General features: G+C 64.6%; 12 protein-coding genes and 1 tRNA gene. 8 read left to right on the forward strand and 5 right to left on the reverse strand.

Annotated elements, in window-relative coordinates; translation table 11 throughout:
* The coding region (locus tag K8I61_11435) for a hypothetical protein (GenBank protein MBZ0272641.1) at nt 1-832 on the forward strand (832 nt) is incomplete at its 5' end.
* A gap of 48 nt (nt 833-880) precedes the next feature.
* On the opposite strand, the gene K8I61_11440 is transcribed toward K8I61_11435, so the two are convergent.
* Nucleotides 881-1,210, reverse strand: coding sequence for an SCP2 sterol-binding domain-containing protein (locus K8I61_11440; protein MBZ0272642.1), 330 nt, complete (start codon nt 1,208-1,210; stop codon nt 881-883).
* Between the two features lie 327 nt (nt 1,211-1,537).
* Nucleotides 1,538-1,891, reverse strand: coding sequence for a phage holin family protein (locus K8I61_11445; GenBank protein MBZ0272643.1), 354 nt, complete (start codon nt 1,889-1,891; stop codon nt 1,538-1,540).
* Between the two features lie 149 nt (nt 1,892-2,040).
* On the opposite strand from K8I61_11445, the gene K8I61_11450 reads away from it, so the two are divergent.
* From K8I61_11450 to K8I61_11465, 4 genes are all read left to right on the forward strand, one after another.
* Nucleotides 2,041-2,196 carry a hypothetical protein gene (locus K8I61_11450; GenBank protein MBZ0272644.1) on the forward strand — a complete coding sequence of 52 codons (156 nt, stop codon included), beginning with the start codon at nt 2,041-2,043 and terminating at the stop codon, nt 2,194-2,196.
* A gap of 162 nt (nt 2,197-2,358) precedes the next feature.
* Complete coding sequence (gene tatA, locus K8I61_11455) at nt 2,359-2,553, forward strand: twin-arginine translocase TatA/TatE family subunit (protein MBZ0272645.1); 195 nt, start codon at nt 2,359-2,361, stop codon at nt 2,551-2,553.
* A gap of 137 nt (nt 2,554-2,690) precedes the next feature.
* Nucleotides 2,691-2,764, forward strand: a tRNA-Met gene (locus K8I61_11460).
* A gap of 264 nt (nt 2,765-3,028) precedes the next feature.
* Nucleotides 3,029-6,388, forward strand: coding sequence for an FG-GAP-like repeat-containing protein (locus tag K8I61_11465; protein MBZ0272646.1), 3,360 nt, complete (start codon nt 3,029-3,031; stop codon nt 6,386-6,388).
* A gap of 142 nt (nt 6,389-6,530) precedes the next feature.
* Here K8I61_11465 and K8I61_11470 read toward each other — a convergent pair whose 3' ends face one another.
* Nucleotides 6,531-6,872: a phosphomannose isomerase type II C-terminal cupin domain gene (locus tag K8I61_11470; protein ID MBZ0272647.1), complete on the reverse strand. Its 342-nt coding sequence runs from the start codon at nt 6,870-6,872 to the stop codon at nt 6,531-6,533.
* Between the two features lie 73 nt (nt 6,873-6,945).
* The gene (locus tag K8I61_11475) at nt 6,946-7,704 is read right to left on the reverse strand and encodes a methyltransferase domain-containing protein (GenBank protein ID MBZ0272648.1); all 759 of its coding nucleotides are present in this window, start codon (nt 7,702-7,704) and stop codon (nt 6,946-6,948) included.
* 123 nt (nt 7,705-7,827) lie between these two features.
* On the opposite strand from K8I61_11475, the gene K8I61_11480 reads away from it, so the two are divergent.
* Genes K8I61_11480 through K8I61_11490 form a run of 3 tightly spaced genes read left to right on the forward strand, consistent with a single transcriptional unit; the run spans nt 7,828 to nt 12,261 of the window.
* Nucleotides 7,828-8,514 (forward strand): ABC transporter ATP-binding protein, encoded by a 687-nt coding sequence (locus tag K8I61_11480; GenBank protein ID MBZ0272649.1) that lies wholly within the window; start codon nt 7,828-7,830, stop codon nt 8,512-8,514.
* A 1-nt stretch (nt 8,515) separates the two neighbouring features.
* Nucleotides 8,516-11,101: an FtsX-like permease family protein gene (locus K8I61_11485; protein MBZ0272650.1), complete on the forward strand. Its 2,586-nt coding sequence runs from the start codon at nt 8,516-8,518 to the stop codon at nt 11,099-11,101.
* Entirely contained in the window at nt 11,098-12,261 is a 1,164-nt protein-coding gene (locus K8I61_11490) for a heparan-alpha-glucosaminide N-acetyltransferase domain-containing protein (protein ID MBZ0272651.1), read from the forward strand. The genes K8I61_11485 and K8I61_11490 overlap by 4 nt, the downstream gene beginning before the upstream one ends.
* Before the next feature lie 26 nt (nt 12,262-12,287).
* Here K8I61_11490 and K8I61_11495 read toward each other — a convergent pair whose 3' ends face one another.
* Entirely contained in the window at nt 12,288-13,178 is an 891-nt protein-coding gene (locus tag K8I61_11495; GenBank protein ID MBZ0272652.1) for a hypothetical protein, read from the reverse strand.
* Nucleotides 13,179-13,352: the final 174 nt, after the last annotated feature.

Raw genomic sequence — 13,352 nt, forward strand, 5'->3', positions numbered from 1 at the left:
TCCGCTTTCTTTCGTCGAAGACCCCACGCGCATCATGCGGGCCGTGCGTTTCGAGACGCGCTTCGATTTTCGCATGGACGCGGACACCGAACGCTTCGCGCGCGAGGCGGTGCGCGCGGGTTATCTGATGGGCCTTTCGCCGCGCCGGCTGCGCGACGAGCTGGAGCTGATTCTGCGCGACGAGCGCCCGGTGCGCGCCCTCGTGCGCATGAAAGAGATTTCCGCGCTATCCGCTTATCATCCGCGCCTTCTCGCGACGGCGCGCGCGAAGAGCTATCTCTTCCGCGTCCGCCTTGAACTTGAGAACCCCGAGGCGATTCTTCCCGGCGTGATACCTGACGCGGTCAAGACCTGGCTCATCGCCCTTGCGGCCACGCTCGGCCCGGGCGACGACGAGGCGTTCCTGGCCAGGGTCGAGATGCAGGGCCGTCCCGCGCAGCGCCTCGCCGAACGGGCGCGCGCCGTCGAGGATCTTTCCCGGTCGCTTGCGCACCGCGCACGAAAGACGCGCAGCGAATTGGCGCGGGAGCTCGGCGGATGGGAGCCGGAGGCGCTGTTCGCCCTTGTCGCGCGGCACGATTCGCCGCGTGTCGTCGAGCGCGTTCGCGAATACTGGACGACGATTCGAAGCGCCGCGCCGCCGGTGCGCGGCGAGGATCTGATGGCGCTCGGCGTGGCGCGCGGCCGCGCCCTCGGCGACGCCCTCGCGGCGCTGCGCGAGGTGTACCTGGACGGAGAGGCGACGACGCGGGAGGAGCTGATCGCCCTCGCGCGCGAGCGATTCGCGCCGAAGGCTACGCCGGCCAAGGCAAAAAAGACGCACGCCAAATGAAAAGAGCCCGCTCGCGCGGACTCCTTCGTGGCCAAAATCGTTCGGGGTTCAGGCGAGCAGCTTTTGCAGCTTCATCGCCTGGGCCATGTTGCCGGCGATCTTCAGCTTGCCGGTCATGAACGCCATCTGCCCGGAGAGCTTGCCCGTCTTGATGTCGACGAAGTCCTTGCTCGCCACGGTGATGGTGCAGGTCGCGTCGTCGCGCGTCCCGGCCGCGACGTTCGGAGTCTCCCCCTTCAAGTCGGCAAACCACTCGCCGCCGTCGTCGCCGACGACCTTGAACTGATAGATCGCGTCCACGCCCTTCACCGACTCCGGATTCGCGGTGAGCTTGGCGGACATGTCCTCGAAGATCTGGGCAGGCGTGACATCACTCATCGTGGGACCCCCTGGTTGCGTTGCGGTTGTGTAGCAAAGAGATCGCGACGCGGTCAAGCGCCTTGCGTCCGCGGCCGGCATTGCGCCCCCGCGCGCGTTGATGCTAAGTTCGAAGCATCCGTTCACGATTCCGTCTCCGATCCGTCACCGGGAGGCAACCCATGGCACCCCTTCGTCGCGGCCGTCCTCGCGCCCGAAAGAACGTTTCGGCCATGCTCCGCCGCAAACCCGCCCGGCGCCTGCGCCAAGGCACGCCCCGCGCCACACACCCGAACCCGAACAACAAGGCGCGCGCCGAATCTTCGGAATCATAAGCGGCCTCGCGCGCTAGTCTTCCACCTGCGCCGCGAGTAGGCGGCTCGCGAAAGCGCTCACCAGCGACAGGACGATCGCCGCGAAGAACGTCGGCACGAACGGGCCGACGTCAAAGCCGTCCATCATCCACGCCACCAGTCCGAGGCACGCCGCGTTGATGACAAGCGCGAACAGGCCGAACGTGACGATTGTCAGCGGCAGCGCGAGCACCTGCAGGATCGGCCGGATGAACGCATTGACGAGGCCGAGCAGGATCGCGGCCAGAACAAACGATCCCGCACTCGTGAAGACGATGCTGGCAAAGAGCCAATCGATGACGACGAGCCCCGCGATGTTGGCAACGACGCGCGCCAAAAAAAGAGCCATACGCTTCTCCTTCCCGGGTGTCGAACGAAAAATCGGAACGAGCCGCGTTTAATCTAACCACGGAATTCCGCTCGCTCAACAAAAATCGACAGCGGGCCGTCACCCGCTGACATTGCCCCACCCGCCGGACGCATGGTAGTTATCGCGCCATGAATGACGAAAACACCACCCCGGCCCCCGAATCCGCCTCGCGCTCGCGCTACGCCGATATCGCCCTTGCGGGCCTCGTTCTTTACGCGGCCATCCTTTTGTTCGCGACGCTCGACGAATATCTCGGCTGGGGAATTTTGTCGCCCTATTTTTAAGAAAACAGGAAGCTGAAAATCGACAATCACGCGGCGATTCGCGGGCGCCCGACCCCTCTTTCCTCTTTCCTGTTTCCTATTTTCTATTTCCCGTTCCGATGCTAACGTCAATTCGAGATGTTGCGACGCGCGTTTTTGCGCCGCGGTAAGGGGACGTTTGCCATGGGCCTTGGGACAACCGAACTCATCATCATTCTCGTCATCATCCTGATCATTTTCGGCGTCGGGAAACTGCCGGAGATCGGCCAGGGCCTCGGCAAGGGCATCAAGGAATTCCGCAAGGCGCAAAAGGACGAAAAAGAGATCGCGGCGAAGTCCGAGGAAATGGACGACAAGGACGACGATACGACGGTCTGAACGCCGCGCCGCGCGTTTGGCGCACGGCGAAACACATCCCGATCTTCGCGCGCCGCTGCCGCGAAAACCATCGGCCCGCTTCTTGACATAGGCCGGACCATGTCCTAATTTCCCCCTCCCCTTGACGGGGAACGTGTCGCGGGGTGGAGCAGTCCGGTAGCTCGTCGGGCTCATAACCCGAAGGTCGCAGGTTCAAATCCTGCCCCCGCTACTTCGATATGAGGCCCGAAAACATTGGCGTTTTCGGGCCTTTCTTTTCGTGCGCGGAAATAACGGAGGCGCTGCACTCCGTCGTTTTCCAGCGCGATCGGGCCGTCGCCGGGCCGAATCCTGGATCGCAAATTCCGTCGGCTACCGCAAGCCGCGCGGAACGTATAAACTTCGCTTCTTCAAATCCCTGATCACCATTTTGGGGCGTACCGATTTCGAGGGGCCGCAACGTCGTGCGTTTCTCGAAGAATACAGGGAGATGGAGATGACGCAGCATCGCGAACGCACGCCGTCCCTCACTCGCGCGGCGCGACTGATGGCCGCGCTGGCTGTCGCGGCGGCTCTCCATGCCGCGCCCGCCGGAGCGGGCAACCCCAACTGGCCGAACGGCCCGGGCGACGACCCCCGCGATGCGCTGCCGGACGATCCCCTCTACGCCGCGCAGTGGAGCCACTGGAGCTATATCCCCGAATCGGCGATGAACACCATCCGCCCCGCGGAAATCGCCCTTGGCAGCGGCATTCACGTCGATCGCGCCTGGCAGGTGACGGTCGGGCAGCCGTCCGTCGTCATCGCGGCCTGCGACACGGGCGTCCATTGGGACGACCTCGATCTCGTGGAAAAGATTCCGCTGAACACCGGCGAGCTGCCGCTGCCCGAGGGCGCGAGCGTACACGACGCCAACGGCGACGACCGCGTGAACGTGCGTGACTACGACATGGATTCGCGCGTCTTCGACGCGAACGGCAACGGCGTCATCGACGCAAACGATCTGACGCGCATTTTCGAGGACGGCATCGATGGCGACGACAACGGCTACATCGACGACATCGCCGGCTGGGACTTTCTGTGGGACGACAACAATCCGTTTGACGACACGGACGCCAAACACGGCACCGGCGTCGCGGCGCGCACCGCGGGCCGCACCAACGACGGGTACGGCTACGCGGGCACGTGTCCGGAGTGCATGCTGATGCCGCTTCGCGTGTCGGACGGTTTCGTCGGTTACGTGAATCACTTCAACGAGGCGGCTTTTTACGCCGTCGATAACGGCGCGCGGGTTATCCTGCACGCGAACTCCACGATCAATTTCACGCCCGCGACGCGTCAGGCGATCGACTACGCGTGGGATCACGACATCCTCTACGTCACCATCCTCGGCGACGCGGCGAGCTTCCATCACGTCTATCCGGGCGCGCTGCCGCGCGCGTTCACCGTGCAATCGTTCGTGCACGACACCCGCAATTTCGAAAACGCGGCGTCGTATTTGCGGCTTTCGAACTGCTCGGGCTTCGGTCCGCGTGCGCTTGTCGGCGCGTCCTACGATTGCGCGTCCGTGCCGACGGGCATCGTCGCCGGCGTCGCGGGCCTCGTCTATTCGCGCGGCATCGAGGTCGCGCTCGATCCGCCGCTGTCCGCGGGCGAGGTGTGGCAGCTTCTGATCGGCACCGTGGACGACGTGGACATCCCCGATTCCTGGGGCGACCCGGAACAATTCGAAAGCCGGCCCGGATGGGATCACCATTTCGGTTACGGGCGCATCAACGCGCGCCGCGCCATCGACCGCATCGCGCCGGGCACGATCCCGCCGGTCGCCGAGATCGTCTCGCCCGACTGGTTCGCGTTTATCGATCCCGCGCGCGTCGACGAGATCGCGGTCACATTCACGGCCGCCGCGCGGCGCGCGCCGTCGTTTGCGTACACGCTCGAGGCCGCGCCCGGCGTGGAGCCGTGGGAACACGAGTTCATCGAGCTATGCGCGAACGACGGCGTGACGACGGACGCCGAAGTGACGTGCCCGCTCGATCCCTCGGCGCTTTCGAATCGCGCGGACGATCCCGTCGAGTCTCCGTTTCAATACAACGCGACGCTGCGCCTCACGGTGACCGACAGCCTCGGCAATCGCGCGGTCGATCGCCGCACGTTCTACATCCGGCGTGACGCGGCCCTGATGCCCACGTCGCCGCTGCTGCTCGAAAGCTCGCTCGAAGGTTCTCCGCAGCCCGTCGACATGGACGGCGACGGCGTGCCGGAACTCGTCATTGCGCAGATGAATGGGCGCGTGGACGTCATCGATGCGACCGGCGCCTCCGAACCCGGCTGGCCGGTGTTTGTCGACGCCTACCCGGCGTTTGACGGGGCATCGCCGGCCAATCACCTCGCCGCGCGCGCTTACAGCGACGGTTTGATCGAGCCGTTCCGACAGGGCATCTGGGGCACACCGGCGGTCGGCGACCTTGACGGCGACGGCGGGCGCGACGTTGTTGTCACGACGATGGAAGGCTTCGTTTACGCGTGGGACGCGGACGGCAACCTCCGTTTCGGATTCCCCGTCGCCGTCGATCCGGCGAACGCGCACGCCGCGGACGCCGCGTCTCGCGTCGAGATCGGTATCTACGCCGCGCCGGTCATCGCGGACCTGACCGGCGACGGGCGGCTCGAAATCGTCGCCGCGGCGATGGACGGCTTCGTTTATGCGTGGGACGCCGGCGGCGAAATCCTGGCGGGGTTTCCGGTCGCGTGCTGGGACCCGGAGGGACTCGCCCTGCCCGCGCGATTCATCGCGTCGCCCGCCGTCGGCGACCTGAACGGCGACGGCATCCTCGACATCGTGGCAGGCACGACGCAGATCGATGAGCGCAACGGCCTCGCGTACGCCATCCACGGAGACGGCGCGCTGCACGACGGCGGGCCTTTTCTGCCGGGCTGGCCCGTGCGTATCGCCGGCGTGACGCAGGAAATCCTGCCGTTTTTGGGATACGGCATCGCCGCCTCGCCGTCGCTCGCGGATTTCGACGGCGACGGCCGCGTGGAGGCGGCGTTCCTCGCGGGGATCAGCATGCCGGTCGGCATCGACGGCGACGGCTCGCCAACGTGGAGCGGGCTTGTCGCGCTGTTCGGAAAGCAAAGCGCCGCGACGCAGTTCGCCGGCCTGTCGGGCATGAGTTTTCTGACCTGGGCGGACGTGAACGCGGACAACGTGCCGGACCTGTTGAGCGCGGGACTTTCCGTCAACTACATGAAGCTTCTTTCGGATTACGGCCACCGCATTTTGTGGGAGTCGTACCTGTATGGACTGGACGGACGCACAGGCCGCCAGCTTCCCTACTTCCCGCTGCTTGCCGAAGACCTGATGGTTGCCAACGGCCCGACGGTCGCGCACCTGGATGCGGACGTATCGCCCGAAATCCTCATCGGCACCGGCGGATACATCCTCCACGCGTACAACCAGTTCGGCGAGGAAGCGGAGGGGTTTCCGAAGTTCACCGGCCAGTGGGTATCGACGACGCCGATCGTCGCGGACCTGACCGGCAACGGGTATTACGAAGTCGTGGCCGGATCGCGCGACGGATCGATCTTCATCTGGCGCACGTGCTCGCCCGCGGGCCGCACCCTCGAGACGCGCGGGTTCCACCACGACGAACGCAACACCGGCAATTACACGTCATCGATTCTCGAAACGTACGCGCCCGTCGATCCTTACGATCCGTTCTGCGGCGACCCGCCGCCGAATGACGACGACGACGACGACGCCACCGGTGACGACGACGCGTCCGGTAACGATGACGCGGATGTCGCCGACGCGGGCGACGATGATGACGATGAAGGATGTTGCGGCTGCTGAAGCCCGGCTTGCGATGTCAGTGCCGCAAACGAAGTCACACCGCGACAGCGGGGTGACGAAGTGCGCGGTCGGCCCCGCCTGTCACTCGACACGGACGCGCGACTCGCGCCGGACTCGATCCTCAATCCTCGATCCTCAATCCTCAAGTCCGCCCAAAATCGTCCTCGATCCTGACGATGTCGTCCTCGCCGAAATAGTCGCCCTGCTGTACCTCGATGAACACGAGGTCCGTGCCGCCGGTATTCTCGATGCGATGTACCGCGCCCTGCGGGATGTCGAGCGCGACGCCCGGCGAAACGGGGATATCCTCATCGCCCCGGCGCGCCACGCCCTGCCCCGCCACAATGAACCAGTGCTCGCGCCGGCGGTTGTGATATTGCAGCGACAAGCGCTTGCCCGCGCATACGGTGATGCGTTTGAGCTTGTAGGTCGACTCTTCGAGAAGAACTTCGTAGTAGCCCCAAGGGCGTTCGTTTTCCGGCATGAAAATTCCGATGCGTTGCAGCGTCGTTTCAGGCGGTTTTACGCATCAAGAGACAGGGGCGTCAACGCACGGTTTACGGATTGGCGAACGTCGCCGCCTTGGCGCGGCGCATCGCCTCCATCACTTCGGGGAGCGAATTTTCGCTTTTGCGCGCGAGAGCGAAGACGAACGGCCGCGTGCCCATGCGGCGGACGAGCACGTCGGCAAAGACGCCCGTGGCGAACAGGCGCTTCAATTCGCCTTCGTCCGTGCCTTGCGCGCACACGACGCGGCGAAAATACGCGGTTGCGAACGGACGGGCCAGGCGCGTCGGCAGATTCCAGTAGCCCGTGAACCAATGCGCCGCATTCGCCGTCGTTTGGCGATCCACCTCAAGCAGAAATGCCGCGCCGTCGGGCGCGAGCACGCGCGCGATTTCGGCCACGCCTCGCTCGGGGTGCGGCCAGTGTTTCAGCGACGCGGAGGTCATGACGAGATCGAACGACGCCTCGCCGAAGGGCAGATTCTCGGCGTCGGCGATTTCGAATTTGAGATTCGGTTGATCCGCGCCGAGCTTTCTCGCGGCCGCGATCATTTCTTCGGATAGATCGACGCCGGTCACGATCGCGCCCGGGCTGCGCCTCGCGACGTGGCGCGTCGCCCGGCCGGGGCCGCAGCCGATATCGAGCACACGCGCGCCCGGCGGCAATGGCGGAAGCAATTCGTCGATGATGATCTCGTACACCGCGTCGCTTGCCGCCACCGTCTTGTTGTAAGAGCGCGCGAGGCGCTCGGACCACGCGCCTTTCATGCTGAACAGATGCATCGTCAATCCCGGCATGGCGCGGATCATAACGCAACCCGGGACGCGTTGCGACAGGGATCGCTTCGAAGATCGCGCGCGGGCTTGCTTTCCTTCGCCCTTGCCTCCAAATTCTTCGTGATTTTCATGGCGGCGACGCCGCGTGGGGTAGCGATGCTTGAAGTCCGCGACATTCACAAGACCTATCACCAGGGCAAGATTCCCGTCCACGCCGTTTCGGGCATCACCTTCACGGTCGAGCCGGGGCAGTTTCTGGCGATCACAGGGCCGTCGGGCTCCGGCAAGTCCACCGTGCTGAACCTCATCGGCGCGCTGGACGAACCGACCAAAGGTGACATCCTCATCGACGGCCGCTCGATCACGAAACTTTCGGACGCCGAGCGCACGAAGATGCGCCGCACGAAGATCGGATTCATCTTCCAGTTCTTCAATCTGCTGCCGACGATGAGCGCACTCGAAAATGTCTCGCTGCCGCTTCTGCTCGACGGCGCAAAGCGCGGCGTGGCCTACGAGCGCGCGCAGGAGATTCTGGAGCGTGTCGGGCTGGGTCCCCGCGTGAATCATCGGCCCGACGAGATGTCCGGCGGCGAGCAGCAGCGCGTGGCGATCGCCCGCGCGCTCGCGTTCGACCCCGGCCTCATCCTCGCCGACGAGCCGACCGGTAACCTCGACAGCAAGTCCGGCACGCTTGTCATGGAGATGGTCACGAATCTCGCCCGCGAGTTTCAAAAGGCCGTCGTCCTGGTGACGCACGACCCCACGTCCTGGGCTTACGCCGACCGCCTCCTGCGTATCGTGGACGGCAAGGTCGTCGCGATCGAGGACCAGACCGCCGCGTAACATGCGGCACCTGTTCCGGCTCGCCTCCATCCGCCGCATCGTCGAGCACCCCGTGCGCACGGTGCTGACGATCCTCGGCATCGCGCTCGGCGTTGCCGCGTACATCTCGGTTCGCATGATCCTCGACACGATGTCGGATTCGTACGCGTCGATGATCGACACGGTCGCCGGCAAGGCGCGCCTGCAAATCACCGGCGGCGAGGCCGGCGTGAGCGAGGACGCATGGGAGCGCCTGTCCGCGCGCGACGACCGCGGCGGCGCCGCCGTCGAGGGCGTTGTCGCCGCGCTGCCGACGATCCAGTACGTGACGCGCCACGGCGCCGAGAGCGTGTTGATCCTCGCCGTCGATACGCTGAACGACGCCGCCGCGCGCGACTACAAAATGCGCGGCAAGGACGACGTGGAGATCTCCGATCCGCTCGAATTCCTCAACTCGACGGACTCCATTCTGCTCAATCGCGATTTCGCGCGGCGTCACAGGATCGAAATCGACGACCGCATCGACCTGCTGACCAGCGCGGGGAAAAAGTCGTTCGCGGTGCGCGGCCTGCTCGAACCCGAAGGCCCCGCCGCGACGTTCGGCGGCAACTTCGCGCTGATGGACGTGTTCGCCGCGCAGGCGCTGTTCGGGCGCGGGCGCACGTTCGACAGCATCGATCTCGTGCTTGCCGAGGGCGCGGCGCTCGACGCGGTGAAAGAGCGCGTCGAGGCGTTTTTGGGCGGGCAATACGATGTGCAGCGGCCCGAGCAACGCAGCGAGGGCGTGGACTCGATGATGAACACCTTTCGCATGGGCCTGACGATCCTCGCGCTCGTCGTGCTCGCGATGGGCGGGTTCATCATCCTCAACACGGTCACAACGACGATCTACCAGCGCATGCGCGAGATCGGCGTATTGCGCATGGTCGGCACGACGCGCGCGCGCCTTTGGGCGATGTTCCTTTCGGAGGGCGCCGTCCTTGGCCTTGCCGGATCGTTGATCGGCGTCGCGGCGGGTTTTTTCGCGGGCCGCCACGCGGTGCTCACGTTTTCCGAAAAGGTCAGCAGCCTTTTCGTCGCGACCAACACGCAGCACGCCGAGTTCACGACGGACATGGCGGTGTACGGCACGCTTCTCGGTGTCGGCGTCAGCCTGATCGGCGCCGCATGGCCGTCGTATCGCGCCACGACGATCACGCCGCTTGAGGTGCTGCGCTTTGGGCCCGGCCTTTCGCGCGGGCGCGGCGCCTTGATGGGATGGTGGGTCTCCATCTTCGCGCTGGCGTGCGGATTGATCGCCGCGGGCCTCTTTGTGCCGCCGTTTTCGACGACGTTGAACGGCGTGCGCACGACGATGGTGTCGATCATCGTCGCGGGCGTTTCCGCCACGCCGCTGGTGATGTTTGCGTTTCTGCACGGCGTCGTTCGCGCCACGGCGCGCCTGCGCACTCCGCTCGCGCGCCTGTCGTCCGAAAACATCCTGCGCGACCTTGGCCGCTCGGCGATGACCGTCGCGGCCTTCATGGTCGCGCTTGCCGTGTTTTTTCAGATCTACATCTTCATGAACTCGACCAAGGCGGAAACGCGCGGATGGCTCGGCAACGTCCTGAAGGCCGATCTACTTGTCACCTCGTCCGCCGATTTCGCGACGCGCACCAGCGTGCCGATCGACGCCGCACTCTCCGCGCGCATCCGCACGGTCCCCGGCGTCGACACCGTGCGCCACGTGCGTTTCCGGCTGATCGACTACAAGGGCGCGCGCATCTCGGTGTTGTCGCTCGAATTCAACGTGCGTTTCGAGCGCGACCGCTTCCGCTTTGCCGAGGGCGATCCCGAAAAGGCGCTGCCGCTGTTTTTCGCAAACGAAGGCGTGTTCATTTCAAAGACGCTTGTCATCAAGAATCCGGAACTCGACGGCGCCCGGGCGATCACGCTGAACACGCCGGCGGGCCGGCGCGAATTTCCCATCCTCGCGGTCGTTCACGACTTCCTGTCCGAGGAGGGCCTCGTGTTCATGAACCGGCCGCTTTATCTTGCCTCGTTCAACGACCCGCTCGTCGACACGTTTCAGGTGTACCTGTCGCCGGGCGCCGACGCCGCGGATGTCCGCCGCGGCATCGACGCGCGGCTCGGCGACAACTTCAACCTGTTCATCCTCACCAACACGCAGTTCCGCGAGTCCATCATCGACGCCATCGACCAGATCTTCACGCTCGCCGTGTCGCTCGAGATCATCACGATGCTCATCGCGATCATCGGCATCGTGAACAATCTTCTGGCCAACGTCATCGACCGCACGCGGGAGATCGGCGTGCTGCGTTCGCTGGGCGCGACGCGCCGTCAGGTGGCGACGATCTTTTTCATGCAGTCGGGCATGCTTGGACTTTCCGGCGCGACGGTCGCGCTGGCGTGCGGGTATTTTCTCGGCCACGTTCAGATGACGCGCCTGAACGCCATGATGTCGGGCTGGGCGATGCCGATCGTCATCAACCGATGGTACGTCGTCGCCGCGTTTTTCGGCGCGGTGCTGCTGGCCATCGCGGCGGGGCTTTTGCCCGCGCGCAAGGCCGCCGGCCTGCCCATGCGCGAGGCGCTGAAGTACGAATGAGCACGGATCGTCACCACGAAATCGACCTGCTCAAGGGTCTGTTTTGCATCATCATGCTCATCTCCCATGCGATGCGCATGGACGTGGCGCTGTTCGGCGCGATGCCGGTCGACAAATACGTCGCGCTCACTTTCATCTACACCGTCGAGTGCTGGGTGCCCGTGTTTTTCATGGCCTCCGGCGTCAACGCGCTCACCTGGCACGAACGCCATCCGCCGCGCGAGGGCCAGCGTGCGGTGCGTTTCTACGCCGTCTCGTCAGCATGGCTGTTTCTGCTTGGCTTCACGTACAGCATAAACGTCGGTTCGCTCGCGCGCGCCGTGCCGGATATCTTCCAGCTCGTCGCGGTCGGCACGTTCGTGACGTACCTTCTCGTTCGCGCTCGGCTCTCGTCGGGCGTTCTGCTTCTGGTCGCGATCGGCATTCTCGCGATCGGCATCGCGCACCGCTTGGCGATCGTGCCGTCGGAGTCGGTCCTCGAGAGCATGGGGCCGATCCGGCGCCTTCTGTTCGGGCACTTTTCGTTTTTTCCGTGGGTCGCGTTCTTCCTGGTCGGCGTCATGCTCTACCGCATCGGGTCGAGCGCCGCGCGCGTTTCGCTCGGCGTGCTGTTCGCCGCGATGGCGATCGGCTCGCGCTTCGTGCCCGGCACATTCCCGGAGACGGCGTACGAGCTGATGTTCCGCGTCGATCTCAAATACGCCCTCGCCGGCCTTGGCGCGTCGGGACTGCTCATGCTGCTCGCGCCGCTCGCCTATCGCGGCCCGGGCAACAACCGCACGCTTGCCTATCTCGAATACCTGGGGCGCGACTCGTTCCTGTTTCTCGTCTTCCACATCTTCGTGCTGGCATTCATCGCCGGCCGTTTCCAGACGACCGCCGGCATGTACGCCCGCGCCTTGCTTGCGCTCATCGTCGTGCTCGCGCTGATGCCGATGGTTTCGCAACTTCGGGACAAGCTTGTCGCCAAACCGCGCTTCGGCCCGGTCGCGGTCACCGTCGGAATCGCGTTCGCCTTTGTCGCGGTGTCCGTTTCCGCGTCCGGCTACAAGAACGCCGGCTCGTTCATCGCCTTCGGCGCGTCGTTTCCGTTCGCGTTCGGGTATCCAGTGTTGAGGCGAAGGCTCGCGAAGACGTATCTCGAGGGCGGCGCGTCGTAGCGCATGCTACGTCGACGCCGGTTCGCCTACGGCCTGTTCTGGTAGACGAAGGCGCGGATGTCGTCCAGGTACCCGAGGATGAAATAGGCGTCGTACTCGTAGACCGTGTTCCACGCGATCGCCTCGGTCCGAAGCGGGGTAATGTAGCCGGTCGACGAACCCTCCGGGTCGCCGCTGCCCGGCGTGCCGTGAAATCCGCCGGCGAACAGTTCGGCGTCGGGGTTGTAGACGCCCAGCCCCCAGCCGTTGTCCTGGACCAGCGCGGCCCATTTCTCCGTGCCGGTGAAATAGGCCCACGGCGGCCCGGAGTTGACGATCTGCTCGATCGGCCCTCCGGTGAAAGGCTTGTTGCCGTTGTAGGTGAACAATCGATGGAAACGGTCGGTCGTGTAAACGGCGGGCAGCTCCTGGTGACGCGCGCCGTAATACGTCTTGTCCGAGCGATTGTTGTTGAGCTTGAAGTGGACCAGGACCGCGTTTTCGTCCAGTTCGATCCACTGCTCGAAGGTGCATTCGCACGGCACGCCGTTCAGCGCCCACTGCATCGGGATCGATCGGACATAGATCATCGAGCCGTCGTTGACGTGCTCCAGCACCTCGGAGGGATTGCCGTAGCAGTCGCCGGCGCCGATGGGGTTCCAGGGCCAGTTGGGCCAGCCGGGATGCGGCTCGCCGTAGGGTTGCGGCCCGGAGTAATAGGATTGCTGGATCTCCCGCCCCAGATCCGCGGAGTTGATCAGGTTGATTTCCTGGTGGGCGACGTCGGCCAGGAAGGTGATCGATCCGCCCTTGTTCAGGTCCACGCCCACCTTGATCACGCCGTTGTCCACGTAGCTCATTTTCTGCGACGGCGGACAGCCGCCGATCGTTCCGAGCGACAGGACGACGACAATCAACGCGATTTGCCAACGCTTCATGCGCGGACCCTCCGTTTGATGCTATTTCTTACGAGAAACACGACCAGCATGGCCGCGACACCAACCGCTGTTTGAAAAGTGACCGCATCATGCGCCTTTCCCCGTATCAACTTCAAGACGTTTTTTCCTGCCATCGAGAAAGCGGATTTGCGACGGCCCCTTTCCCCTTTCCCC

The sequence above is a fragment of the bacterium genome (genome assembly GCA_019912885.1).
Classification (GTDB): Bacteria; Lernaellota; Lernaellaia; order JACKCT01; family JACKCT01; genus JAIOHV01.